Origin of the sequence: Halobacteriovorax sp. (assembly GCF_048381875.1) — a bacterium.
Classification (GTDB): Bacteria; Bdellovibrionota; Bacteriovoracia; order Bacteriovoracales; family Bacteriovoracaceae; genus Halobacteriovorax_A; species Halobacteriovorax_A vibrionivorans.
Genome location: NZ_JBLXBP010000004.1, coordinates 195,559 through 214,563, shown reverse-complemented (window position 1 = coordinate 214,563; position 19,005 = coordinate 195,559). Strand labels below are relative to the sequence as shown.

The following is a 19,005-nucleotide window of genomic DNA, read 5'->3' as shown; positions in this document are numbered from 1 at the left end:
GGCATCTGACTGATTGAAGTAACTTCAATGATTCAGTTACGTCAGATCTTTCAAAAACCGTTTAAAACTTTTTTTGGATTTCTTCTCATCTTGATTGCTACCGAAGCAGCAAATCTTTTATACTATATTCAAATGTTAAAGAGCCTCTTGAAATAAATGGTGGACATGACAGGAGTCGAACCTGCGACCCCCTGCGTGCAAAGCAGGTGCTCTCCCAACTGAGCTACACGCCCACAAGATTTCGCATCAACTGTTTTGCAGTGATGTTTGTCGTTCATCTCTCAAGGTGAAACGTAATTTATGTCTTCTCGTTTTATATGTCAATACACTTTTTTCTTTTTTTTAACTTTTTTTTGCATTTTTTTTTATTCCCTATCATAATTTCATATATACAAGGAGTTTCTCAATAATGACTATTGCAAAGTTTGTAAGAATAACACTATTTCTATGCTTTATTTTAGGTTGTACTAAAAATACAGAGCAAAACCCGCAAGAAAATACATCGGACAAAAAGGTCGATGTCTTTAAAATAAAAGTTGATCGTACTGGATTATCTGAATCTGAAGGTATTATTAAGACTTCTCATGGTGTAATCACCTTTAAATTCTACCCGAAAGTGGCTCCTAATACCGTTGCACGCATTATTCAACTTATTCAAAGTGGTTTTTATGATGGTTTATCTTTTCATCGTGTTGTGCCTGACTTTGTTATACAAACAGGTGACCCTACAGGTACTGGTACAGGGGGTTCCGGTCAAAAGTTACAAGCAGAATTTAATAAATTAAGTCATGTTAAAGGAACAATGGCCATGGCACGTACTTTAACAGATGAAAATAGTGCAGACTCGCAGTTCTACATTGCTTTAACAGCACTTCCACACTTAGATAAAAAGTATACTGTATTTGGACAAGTTGTTGATGGATTAGATGTTTTAGATAAAGTCAGAAAGGGCGATAAGATAATTAGTATTGAATATATAGAGTAAAGTTTTTAAAAAAAAATTTGTGCATAAAAAAAGCCTACTGTTTAGTAGGCTTTTTTATTATTTTCCATGTCTCTTTTTATCTTTTGTGTAGATGAAGGTTTTTAGAACTAATAGCATAAGGATTAAAAAACCAATAATCCAAGTAGTCTTTGCAGTGAATTGGCCATCTTTTACTGGTAATGGTTCTTTCTTACTTGCTTGTGTTTCAGTCGTTGTATTCGTATTTGTATTTTCAGACATACAAACTCCTTTTTGTCCTATCTAAACATTGATTCTAAAATAAGTACTGTCGCATATACACCAGCTGAAATTGGAATAGCTGCGATAAAACGAGTCCACTTTGTTTCTTCGTTTAAGTGCATGAAGTAATAAGCAACAAGAAATGCTTTTCCTAATGCTAGAAGAATTAAAGCAGAGTCGCGGTAGATCTTTGCAATATTAGTCATACCAGGAATGATAAGTTCTACAGCAGTTAGAAACGCAAGTACGAAGAAAATAAAGATATAAAGTTTCTTATGTGAATGATGTGCACCTTCGGCCATTTTATTCTCCATTTTTATATTAGTTTTTTGAATATTCTTTTCTATTTACTAGTAAGCCAACATCGATCATTAATTTATTAATGTCTTTCTTTGTTGAATCATAATAACCTCTGACGTTTCCTGTTCCATCAACTAGAACTAACTTCTCAGAGTGTGCAATATCAAACATTGTAACAGTTTCACCGTTAACATTTCCTTTAACTTCTTCCATCTCACCCATGGCAACTCCGAAGCCATCAATAATTGTAGCTTGAAGGTCTTTAGTTTCACCAGTTAAGAATGTCCAAACATAAGGATTCGCTTGATGTTTTCTTGCATATTTAAAAAGAGTTTTTGGTTTGTCAGTATCTGGATCAACAGTAAAAGAAACAAGAGCAACTTTTTGTCCCAGTCCTCTTACTCTTTTTTGAATCTTTTGCATTTCAGCTGTTAATCTCAAGCAACTTGAAGGACATGTTGTAAAAATAAAGTTTGCAATATAAACACGACCTGCAAGTTCTTTCGAACCAAATGTTTTTCCAAAACTATTCACAAGTGAATAGTCTGGAAGCTTCTTTAAGACAGGCAGCTCTTGTGGTAACTCTCTTGTTACCGACTTAATAACCGGAACAGAGAAGAAATAAAGAACAAATACTAACCAAAATGCTTTCTTTGAAATAAGCACTTCGAATAAGTTATTTGATCTTTTTATACCTAGAGTTGCCATCTTATCGATTCTCTTTTTTTGTTATTGGTTTTTAATACGATCCATTAACTCTTTACGAGCATCTGTATTCTTTAAACTCTTTAAGTAATGAACGTAATGAGCAACTGCCCAAATTTGATCATCAGTTATTGTTCCCTTCCAAGCGGCCATTGCTGTACCACCAACACCAGCAGCTAAACGTAGAGCGATTTCTTCAACAGTATCTGCTGAACGAATTGAGTTCCAAGTGAATTCAGGTGGAAGTGATTTAAATCCCCATTCCGTTTCTTGAAGCTTAACTTGGTAGTCAAGTTCAGTGAAGTCATCTTCCCCCATTCCAGTAAGCTCTGCTAGCTCCTCTTTTGGAACATAAGCTCTGTGACAAGACCAGCACATTGCATCGGCGTGATATACTTTCTTACCTTCCTCAATGGCAGCTTCTAAGTGAGCTACACCATATGGATTTTTAGTTAAAATAACTTGCTCACCAAGCTTCTTATCTTTACCTTCCCAAACATCTGGAGCAAATGTCTTGATGTATTGAACTACTTCAAACATTTGATCTTTTGTAAGGTCCCAAGGAAGCATTGCTGTTCCATGTAGTCCTTTTTCAAGGATTGTATAAAGATGTTTATCATGTGGAAGTTCTCCTGATGGAACAAGACCAAATTTAAAGACACCTTTTGTAAAGTCACGCGGTGGAACTTTCATTGACTTAGCTGCAACACCTTTTCCATCACCGTTAACACCGTGACAGGCCATACAGTACTCAGTATAAATTTGTTTCCCTCTATTAAGAACTTCACTCTTAACATAGAGACCACCTGCGAATACTTTATCTTCTTTAAAATGGTTTTCCTGGCATGAAACCAAAGATAAAATTGTAAACATTGCTGTTAAAGTTAATGCCATTTTCTTCATAGCTATCCTCTTAAAATACAAACATAACGATAAACATTACTAACCATACGACACCAAGAAAGTGCCAAAACTTAGATACATTCTGTACCCAAGTTATTTTCTCAACACTGTAACCTTTTGCAGCTACAGGAAGTAGAAATAATAATGCAATTAAACCTGCAACAATATGCGCAGCATGTGTCCAAGTTAATGCATAAAATAATGAAGGAAAGACACCGCCTGAGGCGTGCAATCCCATTGCGGCCATTGAGTTCCATAGTTGTAACTGTACAAACATAAACCCAAGTCCTAATAAGAACGTTAAACTAAAGTAAGCTCTCATGGCCTTAAGGTTCTTTTTTTCAAAAGAAGACTCAAAAAGAACAAGAGTTGCAGAACTTAACGCAATTATAAACGTACTCACCATTGGAATTGTCAGAGGGATTCTCGGCATTCCCATTGGTGGCCATACATCAACAGTAAAGCGATATACAGAATAGCCAAGTAACATCGAAGCAAAGAGCATCGTAAAAGAAACAAGGATAACGATCATCGCAATTGATGATGTTAGTTTTCTTGCCTCAATGTCTTTACTCGTCATAACCTGGCTCATTCTAATTATGCCTCAACTATTTCTTCAGTTTGGTATTGGAAATCCTTACCTTCTGGAAGATTAGGGTTTCCTAGCTCGTGTGGCCCACATTTAACAACAGGAATTTCCTTGAAGTTATAAACCGGTGATGGTGATGGGATAGTCCACTCAAGTGTACCTACATTCCATGGGTTATTAGGTACTGGCTCTTTTTCTTTCTTAAAGAAAATTGTGTACACAAAATTAATAACAAATGGAATCTGCCCAAGCCCCATAAGTAGAGCTGAGTAAGTAATAAATGTATTAATAGGAATCATTTTTTCCATGAATTCATATACGAATGGATTGTATAGACGTCTGTGCATTCCAGCGTAACCAACAATCATCATTCCCATGAAAACACCATTTAGACCAATCATTGTGATCCAAAAGTGTACCTTACCCCAGAATTCATTTAGGAATTTACCAAACATCTTTGGCATCCAGAAATAAATAGCAGCGTAACCACCAAGTAGAACTGAAGCGGCCATAGTGTAATGGAAGTGACCTACAACGAAGTAAGTATCGTGAAGGTAAAGGTCAGTTGTAACTGTAGCTAGATATAGACCAGTTAAACCACCAAGACCAAATACGAATACAACACCTAGAGAGAAAATCATTGGTGTATCAAATCTAATTGACCCTTTCCAGATTGTTCCTAACCAGTTAGCAAAGAAAATTGCTGATGGAATCGAGATCGTCATTGTAAGAGTCATAAACGTTTGAGTTAAAAGTGGACTCATTTGAGTCGTATACATATGGTGACCATATACAAGCGTTGAAAGAATTGTAATTGAAGTCATTGAAAGCGCAGTTGCTTTCGCACCAAATGCTGGTTTTCTTGCAAAGAAAGAAAGTAAATCAGATACAATCCCCCAAGCAGGAAGAATAAGAATATAAACTTCAGGGTGACCAAAGATCCAAAAAACGTGTTGGTAAAGAATTGGATCACCTGTCCCAGTTGTTGCTGCTGCACCAGCTAGGAAGAATGTCGTTCCAAATACACGGTCAAAAATAAGAAGAAGTAGACCTGCACCAAGAACTGGAAGGAAGATCGCGTTTAGAATAGCTGTAAGCCATAGCCCCCAAACAGAAAGTGGCATATCAAAATATCCCATACCTGGAGCTCTAAGAACGATAACCGTAGTAATATAGTTAACAGCACCCATTGTTGAAGAAACACCCAGTAGGAAAAGCGCTAAAGACCAAAGAGTTTGACCTGCACCTGGTGATCCTATCAGTGTTGATAACGTTGGGTATGAAGTCCAACCACCTGCTGCTGCACCTAATGGTAAACATAAAGATGCCACAAGAATTAATGCAGAAGCTGCTGCAATCCAAAAAGATAGCATATTAAGTAGTGGGAAAACCATATCTCGCGCACCAATCTGTAGAGGAATAAGGTAATTACCAAATGCCCCAATAAGAATAGGTGTAATTGCGTAGAAAATCATGATCGTACCGTGCATTGTAAATAACATCGCGTACGTATCTGGTGGAACAACTCCTCCCGTTGAAGGGAAAAGAAGGTGACCAAGTACTGGGAATGCCTCTCCTGGAAACGCTAGTGTCCAGCGAATCATTAGGGCCATCATCCCACCTAAACCTAGACCAATGATTCCATACCAAAGAAATTGCTTTCCGATCACTTTGTGATCAAAAGAGAAAATATACTTTGAGATAAAAGTCTTTGGCTCTGAGTGAATATGTTGCTCGAAAAATGCCATTTTATATTCTCCTAAAAATTATTTTAAAATTAATACTGCCACTTCCAACCCCAGAATAACTCAGGGTTTTCAGGATCATTCTCTTGAAGAGCTTTCTCTTGTGCTTCTGCAAGCCATACTGCGAAGTCTTCTTGTGAATAAGTAGTCAGAGAAGCTTTCATTCTATAGTGATATGTTCCACACATCTCTGCACATGCAATATCCCAAGTTCCCGCTTTTGTAGGTTCCCACCACATACGAGTTAAACGACCAGGAATAGCATCAACTTTACGACGCGCATTTGGAAAGTATAGAGAGTGAATTACATCTTTAGAAAGAACTTGAATAACAACCTTACGATCAGTAGGAAGTCTAAGATCATTTAATTGCACAACATCGTCTTCTGTGTTGAAAACGTTATCTGCACCGGCATATCTAAAGTGCCATGCCCACTGTTGACCTAGAGCTTGAATTCGAAGTGGATTCTCATCAGCCTTTGGCCACTTTGCAAAAACGTTTACATAATCATCATTTGAAATTCTTGTAATGTTCATATCGATTCCTAGGAATACCGATAGACCAATTACAGTCGCAATGATGATATGAATTTTCTTGTTTCCGTAAGTGTAATACGGCTTCGGGTGTCTCTTAGCTGCGTATTTATAAGAGAAACCAAAAAGACCAATACAAACTAATGCAAAGAAAAATAAGTTCATATAAGTCGTGTAACCAAATAACCAGTCAATTAAATGACCGTTAACTGAGATGTCTTCTGGAGGAGTCATTCTCTCCCAAAGACTCATCTGCTTAGAAGTTGTGCTAACAACTGCAGCATAAACAGGTGTCAAAAATCCCATAGACCTTCCTTCTATTGAAATACCTAATTAAATTGAATTGCTAAATTTTAACCCTTTTTTATAACATTTTCCACGATTTAGCTAAGGAAAATCATCAAGGATAACAAGAGAGGTAAATAGATTATAGAACCCCAAAAATATTGTCGGGCCCAAGCCACATAACTCTCCTCGTCATCAATGAAAAAACTTTGCAAACTTTGAGCAAAAAATAATCCATTAACAATTATCGAAGCTATAAAAAAGTTCTTTGAATTGAGATCGAAAAAGTATCCGCTGACAGCAGATAGTGCTAACAAAAATGTCCAAACAGCAATACAGATCTTCATCTTAGTAATTGAATAGAAGTGAGGATAGACCTTAATATCACCTTCAGCATAGTCTTGTTTATGATAGATTGAGATGGCCATAAAGTGTGGAATCTGCCAAACAAATAAAATTGTAAAGAGTAAAATGGCAAGGCCATCAATCTCACCAGTGACAATTGTGCGGCCCATAACTGGTGGAATTGCTCCCGGTAATGCCCCTACAAATAACGCGGCAGGACTCTTTCTTTTCATAGGTGTATACACATATAGGTAAGAAAAAAATGCCAACGCACCGAGTAATGCCGTCGCAGTATTAACAAAAAAGTACGTTGCGAGAAAACCAACTATAAATAAAATCCATCCCTGAATAAGAGCATAAATCGGCTTTACTCTTCCAGCAGGTAGCGCTCGATCTTTAGTTCTAACCATATTGGCATCAACATCAATTTCCATATAGCAATTAATAGTCGTAGCCGACATTACAATTAAAATCGAAAAGACTAGTGCATTAACTAGATAGAAAAAGTCGATATACTCACCAGTTAACAAGATTCCAGAAATGATTGTCGAAACGACTAATAACCCAAGCCTAGGCTTCGTGAGGCTTAACATATCACTTGCAAATGTATGCTGGTATCCACCAAGATTTACTTCTTCGAACTTTTTAAACCATTGAAATAAAAAGATTAAGTTTAAACTTATTAGTACGGCCAATAACAAGTGAAGAACTTGGAAGTAAGTCGTATCAGTTAATAAGAACAATCTCTTTGCATTAAATAAATGGATTAAAAATAAGATAACTAAACTTGAACTTAAAAATGAAAATTGCTTAAAAGCTCTCCCATGGAGACTTAGTGCAGTCTTAATAATACTAAATAGATAAACAATTAATGTAAGTAAGAAAAGTATCCCTAGATACTTATGTAGCGAGTGAATTTGGGCCGCTACAGTACTAGGCCAAAACTTAATACCATTTGCTGTATTACAAAGAATATTAATATTCTCACCCATACCACAAACATCTTTTGTTGCTGTTTGGTGAATTACACCGCCAAAGAAAAATTGTACCAATGCAATTAGGAGCATTACAAAAACAAAGTCTTTAGCTTTGGGATTATAACTGACGATTTTTTCACTGATTTTTTCAATATCAGGAACAAATAGCTGAGCAAAGATTGCGATATACGCAAAACTTAGCATTAAGTGAAAAACACTAACTAATGTAGGTAACTTATAGATAAAATTTATACCACCAAGAAGTGACTGAAGAATAAGTAGGAATAAACCTAAACGAACTGCTCTCTCTTTTGGTTCTTTTATAAAAAGAATCGTATTTAAAATAATGATGATTCCAGCAAAAATTCTATGGAGAATCGGATATATTGAGGCCTTATCAACAGTTGATGCGTAACAAATAGGCCAAGAAGTACACTCTAAACCAGTAAAGTCTGCACTAACGAGCCCACCAATAACAATTAGCCCTAAAGTCAGAACAATATTGATAAAGGCCAAAGTACGAAACACTTATACACTCACCTGTTTTGCTTTTTTTAAAATTACGATTAACTCATATATAAAGTATGTGAGTAAGATTGCAAAGAGTAGGTGTATAGGCTGAGCAACGGCCGGAAATGCTAAGTATGCTAAAATTACACCGGCAGCAACCACTCCTATCAGCGTTAACATGATAGAAATACACTTTCTTTGGACAAATGCATGGTCTTGAAATTCCTGCATAATTCTTCGCAGAGTATATGAGAAGCCTAAAAGTATTAGAATCGAGAATGAGCGATGGATATAAAAAATCATATCAAGTCTCTCAAGCCAATTAGTACGTGCTAAATTTGGCTCAGTATTTGTGATCACATCAATCTGCTCTCTTACCTGTGTCCCTAGGACAACCTGGATTACGAGAAAAGTAACTAAAACCCATAAATAATCTTTGTACTTATCAACATTATAAATTCGTTCAAATGAAATTGGCTTGGTTTCATATTTCAGCTGTGCCAGAGCAAAAGTTAGAAAAATTGTCAGTAGCATATGAACGGTGATGACATTTGGATGAAGATGAGAGCGGACAACCATTGCTCCGACTCCTCCATTTAAAACAACTAAGAATAAGGAAAGTCCTGCAAGCCAGACAACTTTCTTATTATCCTTCTTATAGGCAAAAGATAAGACGAATAAAATAATTGAAGCGATACCAGTCCAAACCCCGGCCATACGGTTGAAGTATTCCGTCCAAGTATGTACAGGATTAAAGACTGCAACAATTCGTCCTGGTTTAGAGAAACGTGTACGGTAGTCATCGGGAAGTTGATCAACACTAGTAGGTGGAATGACTTTTCCAAAACAGGTCGGCCAATCAGGGCATCCCATACCTGCACCAGTACTACGAACCATTCCTCCAATGAAAATCAATGTAAAAACGGTGATTATGACTATAGGCAAAAACTTTTTAAATCGATTCTTATCCATCATTATGTCTTCTACTTTTACAACTTCTTTACCCAACATTAGCTATCAATAATTTCCAATTTCGATGGGATAGGATAGTATTTCTCTATAGGAGTCAATATGCACAAAAATCAAGGACCTGTCTATTACGGTGACTATTTAGAATTAAATAAATTACTCGATACTCAAAATCCTCTGTCAAAAAAATATGGTGACGAGGCCCACGATGAAACACTATTTATACTAGTGCATCAAGTATATGAATTATGGTTTAAACAGATTCTACACGAGCTCAACTCAATAAAGAAGATTTTCTCAGTTGAAAAAGTTCAAGAGTCAGTACTTTCAACGGTATCTTCTCGATTAGAAAGAATTAAAAAGATTCAAACATTACTACTTGGTCAATTAGAAGTCATGGAAACAATGACTCCGATGGACTTCCTTGAGTTTAGAGAGCTTCTTGTTCCAGCTTCTGGTTTTCAAAGTGTTCAGTTTAGAGAAATTGAGATTTTACTTGGGTTATCAACAAGTGACCGTAAGGAAGTGGATCGAGAATACTTTCTCGGTCGATTAAATAAACAAGATCAAGAAAGACTTTTAAAAATCGAAAAAGAAGACACTTTATTCTCAGCTCTTGAAAAATGGCTAGAAAGAATGCCATTTACTTTTAAAGAAGATTTTGATTTTTGGAAAGAATACCAAGCTTGCGTAGAAGATATGCTCTGTGGGGATGAGATTACAATTTTTAGTAATGTTGCAAATATGACTCCTAAAGCACTTGAGATTCAAAAAGCAAATCTACAAAGTACGAGAGAAACTTTTGATACACTATTTAATGAAGAAAAATATGCCAATCTTGTCAAAGAGGGCAAACGTAGACTTTCACAAAAAGCAACTCTTAATGCTTTATTTGTGCTTCTCTATCGAGATGAGCCTATTCTAACTCTTCCATATACAATACTTTCCCACCTTATGGATATTGATGAGAATTTTACAACGTGGAGATATAAGCACGCATTAATGGCCCACAGAATGCTAGGAACTAAGATTGGAACAGGTGGATCATCTGGACATCAATACTTAAGGGATGCCGCTGAAAATAACAGGTCTTTTATTGATTTATTTAATCTTTCAACATTTTTAATTCCAAGATCTCAAAGGCCAAGTCTTCCACAGGAACTGCGAGACGAAATGAACTTTAATTATAAGGACTAGAATGTATAAGAAATACTTTTCAAAATTTCTAAAAGCAAACGAGGGAAAGCTTCACTTTGCAGCACATTCACATCATTACTGGCCAAACGTCACGCGAGAGGCACAGATTCAGTATTGGGATGACAGTGCAAAGTACGCAGACCATAAATGGGGAGAATTTTTCTCAAACACATTTCGCGAGCTTCAAACGAGATTAGCTGAAATATTAAACATATCAAGTCCAGAGCAAATTACATTTGCACCTAACACACATGAACTGACATATCGCTTATTATCTTGTTTTCCTAATGGAGCAAAAATCCTAACAACAGATAGTGAGTTTTATTCATTTGACCGACAGATCAATAGGCTTGCAGAAGAAAATATTGTATCAGTTACGAAAATAAAAAATACAAGAGATAACTCTTTCATAAATGACTTCATCAAAGAAGCAAACTCTAATAAATACGACCTAATTTTTATTAGTCATGTCTTCTTTAATTCTGGTTATGCAATTCCAAATTTAACGGAGTTTATTAACGAAATTAAAACCGAAGCCCCCATCGTTATCGATGCCTACCATGGATTCATGGCATTACCGACTGACTTATCGGCCATTGAGGATCGAATTTTCTATATGGCCGGCGGTTATAAATATTGTGGTTCAGGAGAAGGATCTTGTTTCTTAATTTCACCAAGAAACACGAAACTTAAACCCAAGAATACTGGCTGGTTTGCTCAAATGGGAGAACTAACAAACTACAAAGAAAATGAGGTTCCTTTTAGCAATGAAGGGTTTCGTTTTGCAGGATCCACAATGGACTTCTCTGCCCTTTATCGAATGAATGCAGTTTTACAACTTTGGAAAGAAGAGAATATTTCAGTAGAACAAATTCATAATCACGTAAAAACAAATATGAATGAGTTTCTCAATCGTATTTCTGATACTGATCTATCTAAGAACCTTATCCCAATGGATACAAGGGGCCACTTCCTGGCCTTTGAGTTTCCAAACTCTAAAGAATGTGAATCTTTTGCTCAAAAACTGAGAAAAGAAAGTATTGAAACTGATTACCGACAAAATATTTTAAGGTTTGGCTTTAGCATTTACCAAGATATTGATGATATAATAAGGGCTACAAATATTATTAATAATATCAAATAGGTTGATTAATGAGTACAAAAGAAAAAAAGAGCCATGAAGAACTTGGCTCAGGCGCATCTGACAAAAAGGGAATTGCGAGGTTTTTTGAGAATATCTTTAGAAAAAGTAATGCCATTGGATATGTCGTGGCAATGTTACCTCCGGCAATTACTTATGTAATTTGTATTACACTTGCATTAACTCCGGGCTATATATTTCTTACTGAAACATATGCCATGGTTGCCAATAGTAATATCCTTGTACAAGGCCTTTCTATGTCCCTTGCTTTTGTGATGTCATACGGGGCATATACTATAACGTTGATCTTTATTGTTCCCTTCTTCAATTGGCTCTATCCATTAAAGATGAAGCCGTTTAAAGGAAGTTGGATCTCTCTTGAAACTCTTCCTTGGTACTATCACAATGCCTTAACTCAACTTGTTCGTTATACTGTTTTAGACTTTTGGCAAGCGACTCCAATTATTATTCTCTTCTATCGAATGATGGGAATGAAAATAGGAAAAAATTGTGTCATCAATACAACAAATATATCTGATCCTGGCCTCATCACTCTTGAAGACTATGTAACAATTGGTGGCTCTGCTACAATTTTTGCTCACTACGCGCAAGCAGGTTATCTCGTTATTGCTCCGACAGTAATAAAAAGAGGTGCAACAGTAGGACTGAAAGCATCGATCTTTGGTGACACCGTTATTGGTGAAAAAGTTCTAGTTGCCCCACATGAAGTGGTTCTTCCAAAATCACGACTTGATATTGAAAAACGTAGAACGACTAAAAATTCAGATACTTTAGGAAAATAAAAATAAGAACACCTGTTACTGAAACATAAAGCCAAATGGGTAAAGTCCACTTTGCCCATTTTCTATGACTTAAAAAATTTCCAGAAAAAGCGTTCCAAAGAGTGATTAAAATCATTGGTAACATCACAATACTCAGAAGTACGTGAGAGATGAGAATTGCAAAGTAAATTGGCCTTACCATTCCCTGTGCGATGAATTTCGTATCACCATGATAGTGATGATAAAGTAGATATGAAATCAGAAAAAGTGCTGATGTTACGGTCGCACCTGACATACTCTTTATATGAAGGGAAACCCTCTTTGTTTTTACAAAGTAATACCCCATACAAAGTAATGTCGCCGAAATTGTATTTAAGATAGCGTTTACAAGTGGAAGATGATCTACCCACCACAACTTTACGGCCGCTTCTGGTTTGAAATAAATAAACCAAACAAGAAAAAGCGCAATAAAGCCGCTTAAAATAAATAGAAGTGTATAAATGAAGTTGCTGTTATTCTTCTTCATTGGCAATAGCAACTTTTGAATTTTTGCGATATTTGTAAATCGTTTTATAGAGAATAAAAAATGGAATATAAATTAGCCCAATAAATATAACTAAAATCCACACGAGACGAGCATCTTTTGGATTATCCATCGAACCAGCACAGCCTGGACATGCCATCACATAATCAGAAAATAGAACGACTATTAGTATAAGTAAGGGAACGATAAATGCTTTCATATACTTGACCTTATACTCTTTTCGATTGATTTCGTCTAATATTTTGGCCAAAAACAAAAAGGCCCCAGATTAACTGGGGCCCTTTTTACATATATTCTATTAAATTAAGTAAATGAACGTGAATACTAGAATCCAAACAAGGTCAACAAAGTGCCAGAAAAGACCACAAACTTCAAGTAGTCCATAATCACCTTTATCAAAGCGACCTCTAAGTGCTAGTACATACATATAAATTAGGTAAATAACCCCAGAAAGTACGTGAAGACCGTGGAAACCAGTAATAGCAAAGAATGTTGATGAGAACAGGTTATTTCCGTGCTCATATGTTGAGAAAGTCATTCCCATATCAGTCATTAAGTGAACATACTCATATGCCTGAATACCAAGGAAGATAACTCCACCAATAATCGTTGCTAGAAGCCAATTTCTAATTTGCTTAGGTTGTCTCATTTTTACAGCATCAATTGCCATAACCATTGAAACAGAAGAACAAATAAGAATAAATGTCATAATCCCTGAAAGGTGAACACCACCAAGTGCTTCAACAGGATTTGGCCAATGCTTAGTTGCACGAAGTACAGCATAAGCAATTAGTAGACCTGAAAACGACATGGCATCTGTTCCAAGAAACAGCCACATACCAAGTTTATTAGGGCTAGCCTTACCGAATTGTGGATCATCAGGGTAAGCAATTACACCATCATGAACTAAATCTTTTGTATTAGCATGTCCTGCCATTTGTTAACTCCCTTTACCTATTTACTCTGCTTCTTGTGCTCTGGTGAGTAAAAGTCACTTCCTAATTCTAAAACGTATTTAGTAACAGCTTCAATTTGTCTTTCAGCATCTCCATCAAGAAGATCTGGATCAGCTGCCATACCTTCAGGCCAGAAAGAAGGCATTGTTGTACCAGGCATAATTTGGTCTGGTCCTCTTAGCCATTTCTTAATCCAGCTCTTTCTAAGTCTTCTCTTAGCGTAGCGAAGATCTGGAGCTAGTGCTTCATCATTATTGAATCCTTGAGTGTGACAAGATGTACAAGCAAGGTCATTAAATAACTTAACTGCAGCACGTCTTTCTTCCTTGCTTTCCCAAACAACTTTCTCATTCTTATCAAAGAAAGGTTGATCAGCTTTTACACGGAACATATCAACAAGCTTTTCTTTTTCTTCATCAGTAAGATCAAAAGAAGGCATTCTTACATCAACAAAAGGTCTAATTGGATAAACATTTCCTAAGAAGTAATGGAACCAATCAGCTTGTACACGATGTCCTTGCTCAACAAGTCTTGGAGGTGCAGCATTTACATCATCGTAAATCTCTAGCATATCTCCAAATCGTCCATCAATCTGGTGACATCCAATACAGTTGTATTTAACAGCAACTTTCATACCTTCGTTAACAACAGTTTCATCAGCATCGTATCTCTTAACACCCTTAAGTGGGATTTTTTGATCAACCATACCAATTAGAGCAGTTGTAATTGTTGCGGCCTCTTCTTCTTTCATGTGGAATTGAGGCATTCTTAAAAGATCTTTGAATGGCTTATCAACACCGTTATCCCATCTTCTTGGGTTTAGTAAGTGTGCCTTAATCCAAGCTTCTCTAGAGTGCTCAACTTTCTCATGAGAGAAACCAAATTGAGTTAGAGGCTTAGAACCAATTTTACTTAATTCAGGACCAATAGGAGCTCTTCCATCAAATCCTTTAATGCTGTGACAAGAGTAACAACCGTACTTACCAACTGAACGACGACCAAGTTCCATTGTTCTTTCATGATCACTCATTGTCGCAAGTTTTGCTTTTGCAACTTCTACAGTGTCAAACGCTGAGAAGTAAGTAACAAGCATTTCATCTCTTGCTTCTTTATCCATTTTTGCAAACTTAAGCTTTTCAAATTTTTCATTCTTTAAGCTCATTAAGTAAGCAGTAATATCATTTGCTTCTCTATCAGTAAGTCTGAAAGAAGGCATGATTGTATCTGGTTGGAAGTGGCTTGGTTTTTTAAGCCATGAAACCATCCAGTTAGCATCTTTAATCTTAGAACCGATTCCATCTAAATATGGCCCTTTATGAGCATCAATTTTTTGAGACTCAAGTGGGAAGTCCTTAGCGCCGTGACAAGATAAACATCCAACAGAACCAACAAGTTCTTTACCACGTTCTTTATTACCACCAGTGTATTTCATGAATGGCTTGTAACTCTCTGATTGCTCATAGATAAGTTCGGCCATTGCATTTACTTCTGCAATATTCTTCTTTGTAAACTCTGGTGTTGAGTTATTATCATTTTGGAAGAACTGAGGCATTTTTGCATGCTTATTGAATGCCTTTGGTTCCCATACCCAATTTTTAAAGAATTCTTTATCAACTTTCGCTGCAATCTTCTCTAAACTTGGACCTGGTTTTCTCTTATGCTCCCAACCTTCAATTTTGTGACAAGCATAACAACCAAATTTTTCAAGGTTACGACGTCCTTCATTAAGAGTCGTTGCTTGTGGAATATATTGAACATCTGAGTGACATTTAACACAACCAGCTTCATAGTCACCACGTCTAAACTGAACGATTGGGACTTTGTGTGGCTCATGCCAATTATACTTAGCAATCCACTCTTGTTTTTGCTCTTCTGTAGCAGGCATATGAGCTGCTGCATTGAAGTCATTAACTCTATGACCTTCACCACCGTGACAAGCTGTACATCCAAACTTCTTCATTGGGTGCTTACCTTGTGCACCAACCATTAAGTCTAAGTTAGGGTGTGTCTTATGTGGGTTTGGTTGATTCTCGTAACCAGGCTTATCAATAAATGTGTGACAAGTCATACAACGGTCAACTTTAGGAACCTGTTGAAAGAAACGATCATCTGTAATGTTTTCAAGTACAACTTGTTGAACCTTAACTGTTGGGTCCATAAAGTCGATAAATGGTAAGTTTCTTAAAGCGAAAATAGGAGTTACTTCTTTTCTAGCTTCAGCTTTCTTAAGAAGTTCTTTACGTCCTACGATGCTATTGATCTGCTTCTTAATTGATTCAATATCTGAATTAAAAGAAGCAGCTTTTCTCTTAAGAGCTTTTTCACTTGCTTGAAGTTCTTTCTTGCGATCTGTAGATGCAGCAAATAACTTCTTCTTTTCCTGAAGTTTTGAATATAACTCACCAGCATTTGGAGCGTGCTCAGCATGAGCAACACCATAATTAAATGCTAAGGCAGCAACGTCAGAGTTAAGACGACCATTAACAATCTGTTCTTTCTTAATCTCTTTTTCAATTTTATGAAGTTGTTCATTTACTTCAGCAATTGTTTTTTCTTTTTCAGCAACTGCTTTCTTAGCTACTTCAAGTTCTCTTTCTAAGATCTCAAGTTTTTCTTTTGAAATCTTTGCTTCTTCTTCAGCAATGTCTTTAGCAATCTTCTCTTTTTCGATCTTCATTGCTTCGACTTGAATAGCTTTCCAAGGTCTTAAGTAATCATCGAGAAAAACCCAAATCACAGTGACCAAAAGAACTAGTGAAAAGATCGCGAAGATCTTATTCAGTTTTTTCATATCATAGGCCATGCCTGGCTCATGTTTCTTTGACATTTTTATATACCCTTTATTACTTCTTCTTTCTTACAGGTTAAGTTCCCACTCAGGCAGAGCGATAATATACTTCAAGCTAAATAGCCATCTCAGAACCATCTTAATTGGTAGAGATGTCATACCTAGTACTAGAATAATGAAAATATAATATCTAATCTGACCAGTGTTTTCGATAATCTTCTTCCCGTACTTTGACTTAGCAATTGCAACTGGAAGTACACAACAGTAAACAAGAGTTAGGATAATCCCTACAATCTCTCTAACAATAATATTTGAAGGCATTGGTGTATTTAGCCACTTAAGCCACACAAACTCTGAAAGGTTAACGTTGTACTCAGAAACAACTTTATGGAAGTCCCAGTACTCAAATGGACCATAGAATGTCCAGTTTGGACCACGTAAGAAAGTACCAACGATAATTAGATACATCCAAAGAACAATCCAACCGTAAAGGAATCCCCACATAGCAATTGGTCTTTCTTTAATTGTGAAATAACCATTACCTTTAGGGTTCGTATCAATATATGGAATTGCAATAAGTCCAACTAGAATAAGTCCAGGAAGTACAACCCCTGCCATCCAAGGATCAAAATATACAAGCATTTCTTGTAGACCAAGGAAGTACCAAGGTGCTTTAGCAGGGTTTGGTGCCCAAGTAGTATTTGCAGGTTCCTCAAGAGGTGCCTTGAAAACAATCGCCCATACAACTAAGAAAATTGTACAACCGATCATACACATAAGTTCAGTGAAAACTAAGTTAGGCCATACCCATACTTTTTCTCTATTTTCTGGAAGTGCTTCAATTGGACACTCACCGTTTTCAATTCTCTTATCATTCTCAGCAGCTCTATAAAGTGCATACCAAGTAAGCCAAGCAATAAGAACAATAATAATGTTAATAGGAATGTTATCTGGCCAAAGAATAATTGCTCTAAAGTTCGCATCCATACAAAACCAAACCGTAATTGGTGCAGCTGCGATTAACGACCATTTAGCAAACTTTTTACTTCCAACAACACGATAATATTTCATCATGAAGAAGAATAAGACCGACACAATCGGGAATGATCTAATCGGATCGGCTAGCCAGTTGATAAGTTCTTTCATTTATATATCCCTTTCTCTCAAAATATACTTTCTAAAGTGGTGCTGAAATCCCACCGTCTTTTCTTACACGCCAGAAGTGAACTGCAATTAGAACACCTACAACAAGTGGAATGAATACACAGTGAAGAATATAAAATCTCAGTAGTGCTGGCTCTCCAACGAAACGTCCTGCTAGAAGCTGGAAACGAACGTCGTTTTTATCAGAAACCATTACGAAGTCACCAATTTGCGCTAGCGCTGCACCTGGACCACCATGCCCTAGGAATGGAGTTGCTTTGGCCATGTTTGAACCAACGGCAATCGCCCAAATCGCTAACTGATCCCAAGGTAGAAGATACCCAGTGAACGATAGAAGAAGAGTTAATACTAAAAGAATAACACCAACACCCCAGTTGAACTCTCTAGGTGGTTTATATGAACCAGTCATAAAGACTCGGAACATGTGTAACCACACAGTAATAACCATGGCGTGGGCACCCCATCTGTGAATCTCACGCATAATCCCTAAAGGTACGTGCTCTTTAAGTGCGATAATATCGTTATATGCGTACTCAGCAGTTGGTCTGTAATAGAACATTAAAAGTACACCAGTTACAGTAAGTGCTAAGAAAATAAAGAAAGTAAGTCCACCCATACACCAAGTATAACCAAGCTGAACCCCTGATTTCTTAAGTTTGATTGGGTGTAAGTGTAAAAACACGTTACCAGCAACTACTGCTGCTCTATTTCTTGCGTTTGTCGGAGGACCGTGTCTAAAGATTGATTTCCAGACTTGAGTCTCTCTAATGTAATCAACAACACCTCTTTTAGCCATTGTTATTCCTTCCTATATATTTTACTAAATTAAACCTTTAAAAAACTTTGAGGGTTATCCCACTGACCTTTTTCATAACGGAAGATCTTAGTTTTATCGACGATGATTTTCCCTTCAGCATTCAGTGAAATTTTATATCTTTCAAGTGGTCTTGGAGCTGGCCCTTCGAAGTTAATACCATTTTGGTAATAACCAGAACCGTGGCATGGACACTTAAATTTTAATTCAGCAGGTAACCAGTTTGGTACACAACCAAGGTGCGTACAGATATTTGAAAGTGCAAATAATCGCCCTTCCATTTTAACAATCCAAACACCGTAACCGTTCTTCCAACGCTCATCAACGCCTTCTTCGTAATCGTTAGGCCTTCCGGCAACGAAGTCCATTTCTGGTTCAAAGTTAACGTTCGGGTAAGTATAGCGAAAAGCTAATGTTAAGAAACCTGCGATTGCAGAAGTAAACGCAACCCAACCAACAGTTACAAAGCTAAAGAACTCTCTTCGGTTTAGCTGTTTTTTTTCAGACATTTTTAGAAACCTCTATTTCTTATT

20 protein-coding genes and 1 tRNA gene are annotated in these 19,005 nt (G+C 36.7%); 4 read left to right on the top strand and 17 right to left on the bottom strand.

Translation table 11 applies throughout. From position 1 onward, the window contains the following. Positions 1-157: 157 nt before the first annotated feature. Positions 158-233 (bottom strand) — tRNA-Ala (locus ACN5L8_RS13520). Positions 234-409: 176 nt separating this feature from the next. Here ACN5L8_RS13520 and ACN5L8_RS13515 point away from each other — a divergent pair. After that, positions 410-985, top strand: a complete 576-nt coding sequence (locus ACN5L8_RS13515) for a peptidylprolyl isomerase (RefSeq protein WP_120404079.1) — start codon at positions 410-412, stop codon at positions 983-985. A 57-nt stretch (positions 986-1,042) separates the two neighbouring features. Here ACN5L8_RS13515 and ACN5L8_RS13510 read toward each other — a convergent pair whose 3' ends face one another. From ACN5L8_RS13510 to ACN5L8_RS13470, 9 genes are all read right to left on the bottom strand, one after another. Next, positions 1,043-1,225 (bottom strand): hypothetical protein, encoded by a 183-nt coding sequence (locus ACN5L8_RS13510; RefSeq protein WP_114706220.1) that lies wholly within the window; start codon positions 1,223-1,225, stop codon positions 1,043-1,045. 17 nt (positions 1,226-1,242) lie between these two features. Continuing rightward, the gene (locus tag ACN5L8_RS13505) at positions 1,243-1,527 is read right to left on the bottom strand and encodes a cytochrome C oxidase subunit IV family protein (RefSeq protein WP_162929486.1); all 285 of its coding nucleotides are present in this window, start codon (positions 1,525-1,527) and stop codon (positions 1,243-1,245) included. Between the two features lie 19 nt (positions 1,528-1,546). Further along, complete coding sequence (locus tag ACN5L8_RS13500; RefSeq protein ID WP_114706218.1) at positions 1,547-2,233, bottom strand: SCO family protein; 687 nt, start codon at positions 2,231-2,233, stop codon at positions 1,547-1,549. A 21-nt stretch (positions 2,234-2,254) separates the two neighbouring features. Next, positions 2,255-3,133: a c-type cytochrome gene (locus ACN5L8_RS13495; protein ID WP_114706217.1), complete on the bottom strand. Its 879-nt coding sequence runs from the start codon at positions 3,131-3,133 to the stop codon at positions 2,255-2,257. Between the two features lie 10 nt (positions 3,134-3,143). Next, a complete protein-coding gene (locus ACN5L8_RS13490; protein WP_419168905.1) occupies positions 3,144-3,713 on the bottom strand; it encodes a cytochrome c oxidase subunit 3 in 570 nt (189 codons plus the stop codon). Positions 3,714-3,730: 17 nt separating this feature from the next. Further along, the gene (locus ACN5L8_RS13485) at positions 3,731-5,470 is read right to left on the bottom strand and encodes a cytochrome c oxidase subunit I (protein WP_114706215.1); all 1,740 of its coding nucleotides are present in this window, start codon (positions 5,468-5,470) and stop codon (positions 3,731-3,733) included. A gap of 29 nt (positions 5,471-5,499) precedes the next feature. Continuing rightward, positions 5,500-6,306 (bottom strand): cytochrome c oxidase subunit II, encoded by an 807-nt coding sequence (locus ACN5L8_RS13480; RefSeq protein ID WP_114706214.1) that lies wholly within the window; start codon positions 6,304-6,306, stop codon positions 5,500-5,502. Positions 6,307-6,383: 77 nt separating this feature from the next. After that, positions 6,384-8,135 carry a heme o synthase gene (cyoE, locus tag ACN5L8_RS13475; RefSeq protein WP_419173276.1) on the bottom strand — a complete coding sequence of 584 codons (1,752 nt, stop codon included), beginning with the start codon at positions 8,133-8,135 and terminating at the stop codon, positions 6,384-6,386. Beyond that, positions 8,136-9,128, bottom strand: coding sequence for a COX15/CtaA family protein (locus ACN5L8_RS13470; protein WP_419173275.1), 993 nt, complete (start codon positions 9,126-9,128; stop codon positions 8,136-8,138). A gap of 60 nt (positions 9,129-9,188) precedes the next feature. Here ACN5L8_RS13470 and ACN5L8_RS13465 point away from each other — a divergent pair, with 60 nt between their 5' ends. Genes ACN5L8_RS13465 through ACN5L8_RS13455 form a run of 3 tightly spaced genes read left to right on the top strand, consistent with a single transcriptional unit; the run spans position 9,189 to position 12,227 of the window. Further along, positions 9,189-10,283, top strand: coding sequence for a tryptophan 2,3-dioxygenase family protein (locus ACN5L8_RS13465; RefSeq protein ID WP_114706211.1), 1,095 nt, complete (start codon positions 9,189-9,191; stop codon positions 10,281-10,283). Between the two features lies 1 nt (position 10,284). Further along, positions 10,285-11,427 (top strand): aminotransferase class V-fold PLP-dependent enzyme, encoded by a 1,143-nt coding sequence (locus ACN5L8_RS13460; protein WP_419173274.1) that lies wholly within the window; start codon positions 10,285-10,287, stop codon positions 11,425-11,427. Positions 11,428-11,435: 8 nt separating this feature from the next. Continuing rightward, a complete protein-coding gene (locus ACN5L8_RS13455; protein ID WP_114706209.1) occupies positions 11,436-12,227 on the top strand; it encodes a hypothetical protein in 792 nt (263 codons plus the stop codon). On the opposite strand, the gene ACN5L8_RS13450 is transcribed toward ACN5L8_RS13455, so the two are convergent. The 7 genes from ACN5L8_RS13450 to ACN5L8_RS13420 are packed head-to-tail and all read right to left on the bottom strand — an operon-like array spanning position 12,199 to position 18,981. Beyond that, entirely contained in the window at positions 12,199-12,732 is a 534-nt protein-coding gene (locus tag ACN5L8_RS13450) for a DUF420 domain-containing protein (RefSeq protein WP_114706208.1), read from the bottom strand. The two genes, ACN5L8_RS13455 and ACN5L8_RS13450, sit on opposite strands and share 29 nt — an antisense overlap. Further along, on the bottom strand, positions 12,719-13,000 hold the full coding sequence (locus ACN5L8_RS13445; protein WP_133296894.1) for a hypothetical protein: 282 nt from the start codon (positions 12,998-13,000) through the stop codon (positions 12,719-12,721). Before ACN5L8_RS13445 ends, ACN5L8_RS13450 begins: the two co-directional genes overlap by 14 nt. Before the next feature lie 48 nt (positions 13,001-13,048). Then, positions 13,049-13,687: a cytochrome c oxidase subunit 3 gene (locus tag ACN5L8_RS13440; RefSeq protein WP_199506617.1), complete on the bottom strand. Its 639-nt coding sequence runs from the start codon at positions 13,685-13,687 to the stop codon at positions 13,049-13,051. 17 nt (positions 13,688-13,704) lie between these two features. After that, positions 13,705-16,533: a c-type cytochrome gene (locus ACN5L8_RS13435; protein ID WP_114706206.1), complete on the bottom strand. Its 2,829-nt coding sequence runs from the start codon at positions 16,531-16,533 to the stop codon at positions 13,705-13,707. A gap of 30 nt (positions 16,534-16,563) precedes the next feature. Further along, complete coding sequence (locus ACN5L8_RS13430; protein ID WP_205570963.1) at positions 16,564-17,640, bottom strand: hypothetical protein; 1,077 nt, start codon at positions 17,638-17,640, stop codon at positions 16,564-16,566. 31 nt (positions 17,641-17,671) lie between these two features. Beyond that, positions 17,672-18,454 carry a cytochrome b N-terminal domain-containing protein gene (locus ACN5L8_RS13425; RefSeq protein WP_103218399.1) on the bottom strand — a complete coding sequence of 261 codons (783 nt, stop codon included), beginning with the start codon at positions 18,452-18,454 and terminating at the stop codon, positions 17,672-17,674. Positions 18,455-18,483: 29 nt separating this feature from the next. Beyond that, on the bottom strand, positions 18,484-18,981 hold the full coding sequence (locus ACN5L8_RS13420; protein ID WP_114706205.1) for a ubiquinol-cytochrome c reductase iron-sulfur subunit: 498 nt from the start codon (positions 18,979-18,981) through the stop codon (positions 18,484-18,486). Between the last annotated feature and the right edge of the window lie 24 nt (positions 18,982-19,005).

What these genes read in the sequence shown, in the direction of transcription:
- ACN5L8_RS13420 (WP_114706205.1), bottom strand. Translation starts at nt 18,981, where the DNA reads ATGTCTGAAAAAAAACAGCTAAACCGAAGAGAGTTCTTTAGCTTTGTA.
- ACN5L8_RS13510 (WP_114706220.1), bottom strand. Translation starts at nt 1,225, where the DNA reads ATGTCTGAAAATACAAATACGAATACAACGACTGAAACACAAGCAAGT.
- ACN5L8_RS13505 (WP_162929486.1), bottom strand. Translation starts at nt 1,527, where the DNA reads ATGGCCGAAGGTGCACATCATTCACATAAGAAACTTTATATCTTTATT.
- ACN5L8_RS13500 (WP_114706218.1), bottom strand. Translation starts at nt 2,233, where the DNA reads ATGGCAACTCTAGGTATAAAAAGATCAAATAACTTATTCGAAGTGCTT.
- ACN5L8_RS13515 (WP_120404079.1), top strand. Translation starts at nt 410, where the DNA reads ATGACTATTGCAAAGTTTGTAAGAATAACACTATTTCTATGCTTTATT.
- ACN5L8_RS13440 (WP_199506617.1), bottom strand. Translation starts at nt 13,687, where the DNA reads ATGGCAGGACATGCTAATACAAAAGATTTAGTTCATGATGGTGTAATT.
- ACN5L8_RS13425 (WP_103218399.1), bottom strand. Translation starts at nt 18,454, where the DNA reads ATGGCTAAAAGAGGTGTTGTTGATTACATTAGAGAGACTCAAGTCTGG.
- ACN5L8_RS13455 (WP_114706209.1), top strand. Translation starts at nt 11,436, where the DNA reads ATGAGTACAAAAGAAAAAAAGAGCCATGAAGAACTTGGCTCAGGCGCA.
- ACN5L8_RS13450 (WP_114706208.1), bottom strand. Translation starts at nt 12,732, where the DNA reads ATGAAGAAGAATAACAGCAACTTCATTTATACACTTCTATTTATTTTA.
- ACN5L8_RS13485 (WP_114706215.1), bottom strand. Translation starts at nt 5,470, where the DNA reads ATGGCATTTTTCGAGCAACATATTCACTCAGAGCCAAAGACTTTTATC.
- ACN5L8_RS13490 (WP_419168905.1), bottom strand. Translation starts at nt 3,713, where the DNA reads ATGACGAGTAAAGACATTGAGGCAAGAAAACTAACATCATCAATTGCG.
- ACN5L8_RS13430 (WP_205570963.1), bottom strand. Translation starts at nt 17,640, where the DNA reads ATGAAAGAACTTATCAACTGGCTAGCCGATCCGATTAGATCATTCCCG.
- ACN5L8_RS13460 (WP_419173274.1), top strand. Translation starts at nt 10,285, where the DNA reads ATGTATAAGAAATACTTTTCAAAATTTCTAAAAGCAAACGAGGGAAAG.
- ACN5L8_RS13470 (WP_419173275.1), bottom strand. Translation starts at nt 9,128, where the DNA reads ATGTTGGGTAAAGAAGTTGTAAAAGTAGAAGACATAATGATGGATAAG.
- ACN5L8_RS13435 (WP_114706206.1), bottom strand. Translation starts at nt 16,533, where the DNA reads ATGTCAAAGAAACATGAGCCAGGCATGGCCTATGATATGAAAAAACTG.
- ACN5L8_RS13465 (WP_114706211.1), top strand. Translation starts at nt 9,189, where the DNA reads ATGCACAAAAATCAAGGACCTGTCTATTACGGTGACTATTTAGAATTA.
- ACN5L8_RS13495 (WP_114706217.1), bottom strand. Translation starts at nt 3,133, where the DNA reads ATGAAGAAAATGGCATTAACTTTAACAGCAATGTTTACAATTTTATCT.
- ACN5L8_RS13480 (WP_114706214.1), bottom strand. Translation starts at nt 6,306, where the DNA reads ATGGGATTTTTGACACCTGTTTATGCTGCAGTTGTTAGCACAACTTCT.